Source organism: Eoetvoesiella sp. (assembly GCF_035555955.1).
Taxonomy (GTDB): domain Bacteria; phylum Pseudomonadota; class Gammaproteobacteria; order Burkholderiales; family Burkholderiaceae_B; genus Eoetvoesia.
The window spans coordinates 63110-71330 of sequence record NZ_DATMGA010000019.1 but is presented as its reverse complement, the minus strand read 5'-3'; the positions used below and the strand labels follow the sequence as shown (position 1 = coordinate 71330).

9 protein-coding genes are annotated in these 8221 nt (G+C 60.3%); 3 read left to right on the top strand and 6 right to left on the bottom strand.

Going from position 1 to position 8221, the window contains the following annotated elements; translation table 11 throughout:
* The 6 genes from VNT00_RS06440 to VNT00_RS06415 form a co-directional block, all read right to left on the bottom strand.
* Nucleotides 1-551 (bottom strand): ABC transporter permease (locus VNT00_RS06440; RefSeq protein ID WP_325585657.1); only part of this gene is annotated, 551 nt, incomplete at its 3' end.
* A gap of 73 nt (nt 552-624) precedes the next feature.
* A complete protein-coding gene (locus tag VNT00_RS06435) occupies nt 625-1386 on the bottom strand; it encodes an ABC transporter ATP-binding protein (RefSeq protein ID WP_325585655.1) in 762 nt (253 codons plus the stop codon).
* A complete protein-coding gene (locus tag VNT00_RS06430) occupies nt 1383-2366 on the bottom strand; it encodes an ABC transporter substrate-binding protein (RefSeq protein WP_325585653.1) in 984 nt (327 codons plus the stop codon). The genes VNT00_RS06435 and VNT00_RS06430 overlap by 4 nt, the downstream gene beginning before the upstream one ends.
* A 234-nt stretch (nt 2367-2600) precedes the next feature.
* The gene (locus VNT00_RS06425) at nt 2601-3164 is read right to left on the bottom strand and encodes a VOC family protein (protein WP_325585651.1); all 564 of its coding nucleotides are present in this window, start codon (nt 3162-3164) and stop codon (nt 2601-2603) included.
* A 45-nt stretch (nt 3165-3209) separates the two neighbouring features.
* Nucleotides 3210-3668 carry a nuclear transport factor 2 family protein gene (locus VNT00_RS06420; RefSeq protein WP_325585649.1) on the bottom strand — a complete coding sequence of 153 codons (459 nt, stop codon included), beginning with the start codon at nt 3666-3668 and terminating at the stop codon, nt 3210-3212.
* Nucleotides 3665-4921: an aromatic ring-hydroxylating oxygenase subunit alpha gene (locus VNT00_RS06415; protein WP_325585647.1), complete on the bottom strand. Its 1257-nt coding sequence runs from the start codon at nt 4919-4921 to the stop codon at nt 3665-3667. The genes VNT00_RS06420 and VNT00_RS06415 overlap by 4 nt, the downstream gene beginning before the upstream one ends.
* Before the next feature lie 315 nt (nt 4922-5236).
* Between VNT00_RS06415 and VNT00_RS06410 the strand changes: the two genes are divergently transcribed.
* The 3 genes from VNT00_RS06410 (at nt 5237) to VNT00_RS06400 (ending at nt 8208) form a co-directional block, all read left to right on the top strand.
* On the top strand, nt 5237-6091 hold the full coding sequence (locus VNT00_RS06410; RefSeq protein ID WP_325585645.1) for an NAD(P)-dependent oxidoreductase: 855 nt from the start codon (nt 5237-5239) through the stop codon (nt 6089-6091).
* 175 nt (nt 6092-6266) lie between these two features.
* On the top strand, nt 6267-7652 hold the full coding sequence (gene soxC, locus VNT00_RS06405; RefSeq protein ID WP_325585643.1) for a sulfite dehydrogenase: 1386 nt from the start codon (nt 6267-6269) through the stop codon (nt 7650-7652).
* On the top strand, nt 7636-8208 hold the full coding sequence (locus VNT00_RS06400; RefSeq protein ID WP_325585641.1) for a c-type cytochrome: 573 nt from the start codon (nt 7636-7638) through the stop codon (nt 8206-8208). The genes soxC and VNT00_RS06400 overlap by 17 nt, the downstream gene beginning before the upstream one ends.
* Nucleotides 8209-8221 lie beyond the last annotated feature (13 nt).

Here is an 8221-nt window from a genome sequence, read left to right as displayed (position 1 = left end):
GCGGCCGGCAGCACGATGCGGAACAGGCGCGAGACCGCCCCCATGCCCATGGCCTGCGCCGTCCAGACCAGCTTGTTCTCGATGCGGCTGGCGCCCAGGCAGCTGTGATACAGCAGCGGCAGGCTGACGCCCATGGCAATGACGAAGATCTTCGAGAAGCTGCCCAGGCCGAACCACAGCATGAGAATGGGCATCAGCGCCGCCTTGGGCATGGGATACACCAGGGACACCAACGGATACAGGAATTCGTGCACCGCGCGGCTGCGGCCCATGGCCAGGCCCAGCGGAATGGCGAACACCGCCGCCCAGGCGTAGCCGATGAACATGCGCCCCAGCGACAAGGCCATGGCCCACAGGGCCTGAGGGTCGAACAGCAGCCCCGGCAAGGCGCGCAGCGCCGCCACGGGCCCGGGAAAAGAGCTGAAGCCCAGCCGCCAAGCCGCCAGCGCCCACAAGGCGCCCAGCACCAGCACGACCAGCGCCATGGCCACCACCGGGTTCTCGTACCACAGCGCCTTGGCGCGTTTCGGAGCGGCGGCGGGCGCGTTCATGCCGGCTCTCCGGGCGGCAGTGCCGCCGGCAGCCGCGTTGCCCGCGACGACGGACGTACCGATATCTGCCGCATCATGCGTGCCCTCCGACCAGCAGGCGCTCGAGCTGGATGATGTATTCCTGGTAGGCGGGGTTGCGCAGCAGCTCGGCGCGCACCCGGGGACGCGGCAGATCGATGGGGACGATCTCGCGCACCGCGCCCGGCGTGCCGGTCAGCACCACCACCCGATCCGACAGGTACACGGCTTCATCCACGCTGTGCGTGACGAACAGCACCGTGTTGTGCAATTGCTCCCACAGCGACAGCAGCTCGGCCTGCAGGGTCAGCCGCGTATGCGCGTCCAACGCCCCGAACGGCTCGTCCATGAGCAGGATCTTCGGTTCGTACGCCAGGGTGCGCGCAATGGCGGCGCGCTGGCGCATGCCGCCGGAAAGCTCGCGCGGATAGAAATGGGCGTAGTTCTTGAGATTGACCTTTTCCAGCCACAGCATGGCGCGCTCTTCGGCCTCGGCCTTGCGCACGCCCTGCTCGCGCAGGCCGTAGGCCACGTTGCCCAGCACGGTCTTCCAGGGAAACAGCGCGTACTCCTGGAAGACCGGGCCGCGGTCCGGCCCCGGGCCCTGCACCACCTGGCCGTCGACCCGGATTTGCCCCGCCGAGACATCCTCGAAGCCGCCTACCATATACAGCAAGGTGCTTTTGCCGCAGCCGCTGGGCCCCAGGATGGACAGGAACTGCCCTTCGGGGACATCCAGCGAGATGTCCCGAATGGCGGTGTGCGACGTGCCTCTGGCGGTCTGGAAAGTCTTTCCCAGTTGCTCGATGTTGATCATTTTATGGGCGCGATAATATCTTTGCGGACAAAGTCGTCGATCTTCAGCGGCCTGGACAAGAAACCGGCCTTGTAATAGAGGTCCCAGGTCTTCTGGATGGAATCCAGGTTGGGCTTCATGTCCTCGTCGCGCGCGAAATCCTTGTCGGTCAACAGATACTTGTCGAGCAACGCAACAGGCGCACGCGTGACTTCCGAAGAAACCGCCACGGCCAGCTTGCGATTGGTCTGCACGATTTCCATTGCTCGCTGCAAATCTCTTACATAGTCCTTGACCACCTCGGGATGCGCATCGGTGTACTTCTTGCTGCAACTTTCAAAGATTTGCACTTGCGGGGTTTGAACCTCCGTCTGGGACGCCAGCTCGCGCAGGTCGCCTTTTTCCTGCGACAGCAGGGCGAAGGGTTGGTTCATGGTACCCAGATCGACACGCCCCGAACGGATCGCATCGGCCATGGGAGGGAAACCGACCTCCACGAACTTGACGTCCTTCTTCGTGTCTATCCCGTTTTTCTGCAGCCACAACACAAGGTTGAAGTAGGTACCCGAACCGTAGGTATTGACACCCAGCACCTTGCCCTTGAGGTCGGCGGCGCTCTTGATGGGGCTGTCTTTCTTGACGGCCCAGTACACCGTGAAATTACCTTTCTTTTCGTAGACGTGCTGGGCCACGATATAGGCCTTGAGCCCGCTTTCTATGAACCCCAGCGCCAGAGGCACCGGCGCCATGGTCGAACAGTCGGTCACATTGGCGCGCAAGGCTTGGGCCATGGGGGAAGTACCCTGAAACTGGATCCACTTGATGGCGTATTTCTTGCCCAGGTCGGGGAACATCTCGGGCCGCTTCATCATCAGGTACTTGGCTTCTTCGGCGGGAATGGTCCACCCCACGTTCAACACGGGAACATCGGCCGCCAGAGCCGGCGCAGCCACCATCAACGCCCCCACGGCCGCCAGCATCGCTTGAACAGGCTTCTTCATTGTCTAGTCTCCTTTTGCCACGTTGGAAATAGCACCTTGACCAATCCCCATACCTTGACGTTTTCATGGGCATGGATCCGCATCCGGCGCCGCTGTGCTTCATAGTCAACATCCTCGTACTACCCTGCCGCCACAAAAAAGAATCCGGCGTTCAAACACCCGCGCTCCTTACGGCTCACAACCGATAAGCCGTCCATGGCATACGCCTGCCGAACAGATGAAATCGCCCGGCGCCTAAACGGACTCGGCCGCCTGGCGATATATTCGAACAGCGCAAGAAGCCTCGAACCCTTGCCTTTGGTACTCGACCAGCTCCAGCTGGTTGCCCCAAGGATCCAGAAAATAAATTACCCGCAAGCCCGCGCAAGGCCCTTCGTCAAATGCCATGGGGCCGCTCATGACACGTATCCGCCGCTCTTTCAGATACTGTATTGCGCGGTCGATATCCGAAACCTTGAACGCAATATGATGTCCTCCGAGGTCGCAATTTCGCGGCGGGCTGGCCCGCCTTTCAATAGGCCTGTCATACTGGAACAGCTCCAGCATCAGGTTAGGCCCAACCTGCAGCATTGCTATCGTCAACCGGGCATCCGCCACATTGACGTGCGCTTCGCACCAATCTCGCCCGTCGTCCATCGCAGGCATTTCTTTAGCGTCGAAGGGCCCGATCCGATACAACGGCACACCGCCAATGACGTCCGAGTAGAACTCGACCGCGGCGTCCAGATCGGGCACGGTAAGCGCCACATGGTCCACATGCATAAGCCCCGGGAGGCCACTTTTGCTCGTTTCCGTCATGACAGGATCTCCATGATCAGCGTCGCATCGGATGGATGGCGACTATTACATTGGCATTCCGGACGGCGGCGCCAATACCCTCGTGTCCAATTGAAGCGTACGCTTGGCCAGAAGCCAGCTATCCGCCGAGCGCACCCATCGGTCGTAATACCGGCCCACCGCATACAGCTTGGTGTTGCCTTCCGCATCCGTCCGGAAAATCGACACCGACGACACCGTATCCGCATGCGCCGGCTCGAAGGAAAACGTGGCCGCGGCAATATGATGGGTGCGCAAGCCGGTATTCCAGGTATGCCGATCGGCGGACATCAGCAGGCTCTCGAGGGCCGGCTTGGTCAGATCAAGCCATGCGACCGTTTGCGCTATTTCCGGGACGATGGACACCACCTGGTATTCGGCATCGTCGCAAAACGAAGAGAGATATCCTTCGAAGTTTTCCTGATCCAGGCACACACCGGTAAAAACGATCAGTTCATTGAGCTGGATTCGATCATCGGCTTTCATATTGCAATTTCCGAAGAATTGGCCATGGAACCCGTCTGCGCCATAGCGATATTGAATGGCGCGACACCCATCAAGCGCTGCCACTGGGCGTAAAAACTTCGCAGCGGCGCATCGTCCGTTGCACGATTGTCATCTTCACGCGCAATGATGGAGTACGGCAACCCACCGCTGGCCATGTTGGCCCACTGTGTCTCGATGGCCCAGATGTCCTCGGGAAGATTCCTGCCCAGCGGACCCCATACCTGGTTATGCTGGCGCACCCTGGATCGCCGCTGATCCGCGCTATCGCCTTTGGGCGCAAGCCCGCGGCATTCAAGAATGGTCAATCCCGGCGATACAGGCACCAGGGAATCCATGCGAACAACTGTCGAACGGGCATTGATCATGCAATCAGGGAAAAGATCGACGACGATGTGCATATTGGGCGCCATGCCCGCCAGTGTTCCTTCGCTTCTATCCCCCAGCCGCAGCTTCCCATAAGCGATCCTGGCCGGCTGAAATGTATGATGGCCATTCGGATTCAGGAGCCACTTGCGCTTCATGTATTCGGGCTGCGAAAGCGCCGTGGTCCGGTTCAGGAAATGCAGCAATTCGTGATAGCCTTCGCAATTCGTCTCGACAAAGAGCTTCCAGTTCGCCCTCACTTCGACCCGGTGATAGTGAAAGACCTCCAGGTCTTTTATGGGCGTAGCAATTTCATCGAGCGCAACCCCGAGGAAGTCGTCCAGGCTTTGCCCCTCTTCACTGTCATCGACCTTGACGAAAACCAGCCCGTGCCGCAAACCGACGGGTACAGCCCGCAAGCCGATGCTGCCCGGCCGCACCACATCATGTTTGTATCCTTGCGGCAGAGGAATGGTTACGCACTCGCCCGCGGTCGAGAAAGTCCAATGATGATAGAAGCAGCTAAGGCGATGCCCTCGCAAATTGCCTCGAGCTTCGCGCAGCAAGCGAGCCCCCCTGTGAGGACATATATTGAGGAAGGCGCGTACGGCGCCGTCCTCCCCCTTGACCACGAAAACAGGACTGTCGGCCACACTGACAGCCCGGTAGTCGCCGGCCCGCTCCAGCTCGCTTTCATGGCATACGAACTTCCATTGCCGCTTGAAAATCCGCGCCATCTCCGCTTCGAACAAAGCCTCGTCCGTATAGATACGGTTATCAAGGTAGTGCGTCTGCGGCAAGTCGGGGACGCTATCCCATGTCCATCTGCTCTGCGCGGAGGGAGCGGCAGAGATTTGCTTGGCCATCATGACTCCTCGTCAAACTGAATGATTCGATTCCGAATGCCCATAAAAAGCTTTTTGACTTTTGTTTCACTATTAGAAACATCGTTTCAATAATTATATTTCCAAGCTGGGAGGCACAGACAATCGGGGTTTGCACCTATCCCACAGAATGGGCGAATGCCGGTAATCGAAACTCATGGATCGCCTGAAATCATCAAGCAGCCGTATGATGCGAAAAGCCTCGACAAACATCAGCCCGGAACGAAGAACGACAAACGCGCCGCCGGCAATCTCCCGCCGCTCTCGGGTATTTACGCACCGTCAAAGGAACCACCACTTATGGCAATAACCATTGCAATCACCGCCCCCGGAAATATGGGATCGGGCGTGGGCGCGCTGCTGGCGCGCAACGGGGCCAGGGTACTTACCTCCTTGCAAGGCCGCAGCGCATCCAGCGCGGCGCGGGCGCAGGCCGCGGGGATGATCGCCGCCGGCGACGAAGAACTGGTCGCGGCGGATTTCCTGCTTTCCATCCTGCCGCCCAAAGAGGCGCTGCCCATCGCCGAACGCCTTGCTCCAGCACTGCGGGCCGCGCCGCGCAAGCCTGTCTACATCGACTGCAACGCGGTCTCGCCGGAAACGGTTCTGGCCATTGAACGGGTAGTGAAGGACACTGGCACGCCCTTTCTGGACGGCAGCATCATCGGCCCGCCGCCCAAAGCCGAAGGCGCCAATACCGGCGCTGCCACCACTTTCTACCTGTCGGGAAATGTGGAAGACGCCGCCTCCAGGCTGGCAAGCGCGGGCCTGGACGTGATGGCGCTGGATGCGCCGGTGGGGGCCGCATCGGCCCTGAAGATGAGCTACGGCGGCATCACCAAAGGCCTGGCCGCGCTGGGGTCGGTCATGTGCCTGGCGGCCGACCGCTACGGCGTGGGGCAGGTGCTGAGCGACGAACTTGCCGCCAGCCAGCCGCAGCTATTCGCGTGGCTGGGCCGCACCGTGCCTGGCATGTTTCCAAAAGCCTACCGCTGGGTCGCCGAAATGGACGAGATTTCCGCCTACCTGGGTGAACGGCCGGAGTCTGATATCTACAGCGGCATTGCACGGACCTATGAGCACTTTGCCGCGGACTGGGCTGGGGAACAAAGCGATGCCAAGGCGCTTGCACGCATGCTTCGCGGCAACGTTTAGTAGCAGAAAAACATAAGCCCGGCGTCGGGTGCAAGGCCCGTTCCCTTGAGTTGCTCGTCGCGCCTCGGTACTATCGACGATGTATGCGCCGCAAGGCAGCATACCCTGCCTTGCAGGATTGCACTGATTCACGCTTTTTCCACTTGTCAGCCGGTAGTATTCAACGGAGCGGTGTATGAAGAACTCAGCAAGCAGTGATCCCACCTTATCCCATTCCCACAGTCCCAATGCTCTGCAAGAACTGGAGCGCCGATTTCTAGAGGCCGAGCGGCACGACCCAGCCTCTCCCTATTACCAAGGAACGACACCGCAAGTCACTCCGGCGCGCAGGCGGTTCATGCTGGGGGCGATGGCCGCCATCGGCACGGCTGGCGTTTCCGGCATGGCATCGGCGGCAACGCCAGGCGCCAGAGAGCGCAACGTTCCCCCCGACGCAACCAAGGTTCAAGGCGTTGGCGTTGCCACCGACGATGGCGGCTATGGTTTGCGTTCCCAGTTCGAAACCGAAGTCCGAACACGCTATCCCACGAAAACCACCGAGTCGTCCTGGAGCTTTACGCCCCTGCAGGACAGCATAGGGATGATTACGCCATCGGGCCTGCACTACGAACGGCATCATGGCGGCATCGCCACCATCGATCCCTCCAAGCATATGCTGTATGTGCACGGCATGGTCAAGCAGGCCAAGAAGTTTTCCATGGCCGACCTCAAGCGCTTTCCCGCGCTGTCGAGGATGATGTTCCTGGAATGTTCCGGCAACGGGCTTACGGAATGGGCCAAGCCCACGCTCAAGACCGTTCAGGGAACCCATGGGCTTACCTCCACTTCCGAGTGGGTCGGCGTGCCTCTTTCCACCATCCTGAACGAGGCTGGCCTGAAACCGGGGGCAAAATGGCTGCTTGCCGAGGGCGGCGACGCGGCCGTCATGACACGCAGCATACCCATCGAGAAGGCCATGAAGGACTGCCTGCTTGCCTACGGCCAGAACGGCGAAGCCATCCGACCCGAGCAAGGCTACCCCCTGCGCCTGTTCGTGCCGGGATACGAAGGCAATATGTCGATCAAATGGCTGCGCCGCATCGAGGTCTCCGACATGCCCTTCATGACCCGCGAAGAAACTTCGAAATACACGGATCTGATGCCGGACGGCACCGCCCTGCAGTTCTCCTTCCTCATGGAGGCCAAGTCGGTCATTACGTACCCGTCCGGCGAGATGCTGCTGCAAAAGCCCGGCTTCTACGAGATCTCGGGCCTGGCCTGGTCGGGGCGCGGCGCGGTAAAACGCGTCGAGGTTTCGGTGGATGGCGGGAAAAGCTGGCGCGACGCCACGCTGCACGGCCCGGTGCTGCCTATCTGCCACACCCGTTTCACCCTGCCCTGGGAATGGGACGGCAAGGAAGCCATCCTGCAAAGCCGCTGTACCGACGAAACCGGCTACGTCCAGCCCACCATCAAGGCGCTGGTGGACGAGCGAGGGCTATCTTCGGTTTATCACTTGAACGGCATTCAAAGCTGGAAAGTCGCCGCAAGCGGGGAGGTGTCAAATGTCCATCACTACTAAGCAAACGCTTATCGCATTCGCTGTGGGGCTCGCCTGTACAAGCGGCTTCGCCGCGCAAGCCGAAGGGTCGACAGCCACATCCGCCTCGGCTGAATCCCCTCATCACTACGGGTTCGGCACCAACGTTGGTCCCGAGGAACTCAAGCAGTTCGTCTCGCCCCTGCCGGACGGCCGCGGCCTGCCGAAGGGCTCGGGCACGGTCATGCAAGGCGAAAAACTATATACGCAGCAATGCCTGGCTTGCCATGGCGCAAACCTTGAAGGAGGAATCGGCGACCGGCTGATCGGCGGACGCGGCACATTGGCCGCCAAATCGGGCCCACCCGTTAAAACCGTGGAAAGCTATTGGCCCTACTCGACAACCTTGTTCGACTACGTCAAGCGCGCCATGCCGTTCACCTCACCCAACAGCTTGTCCAACGACGAGGTCTACGCTCTTACCGCCTACATCTTGTACAAGGCGAACATCGTGCCGCAAGACGCCAACATGAACCAGGACACACTGGCCAAGGTAAAAATGCCCAACCGCGACGGGTTCAAGCCGGCCGACCGATAGCAAGGGCCGCAAG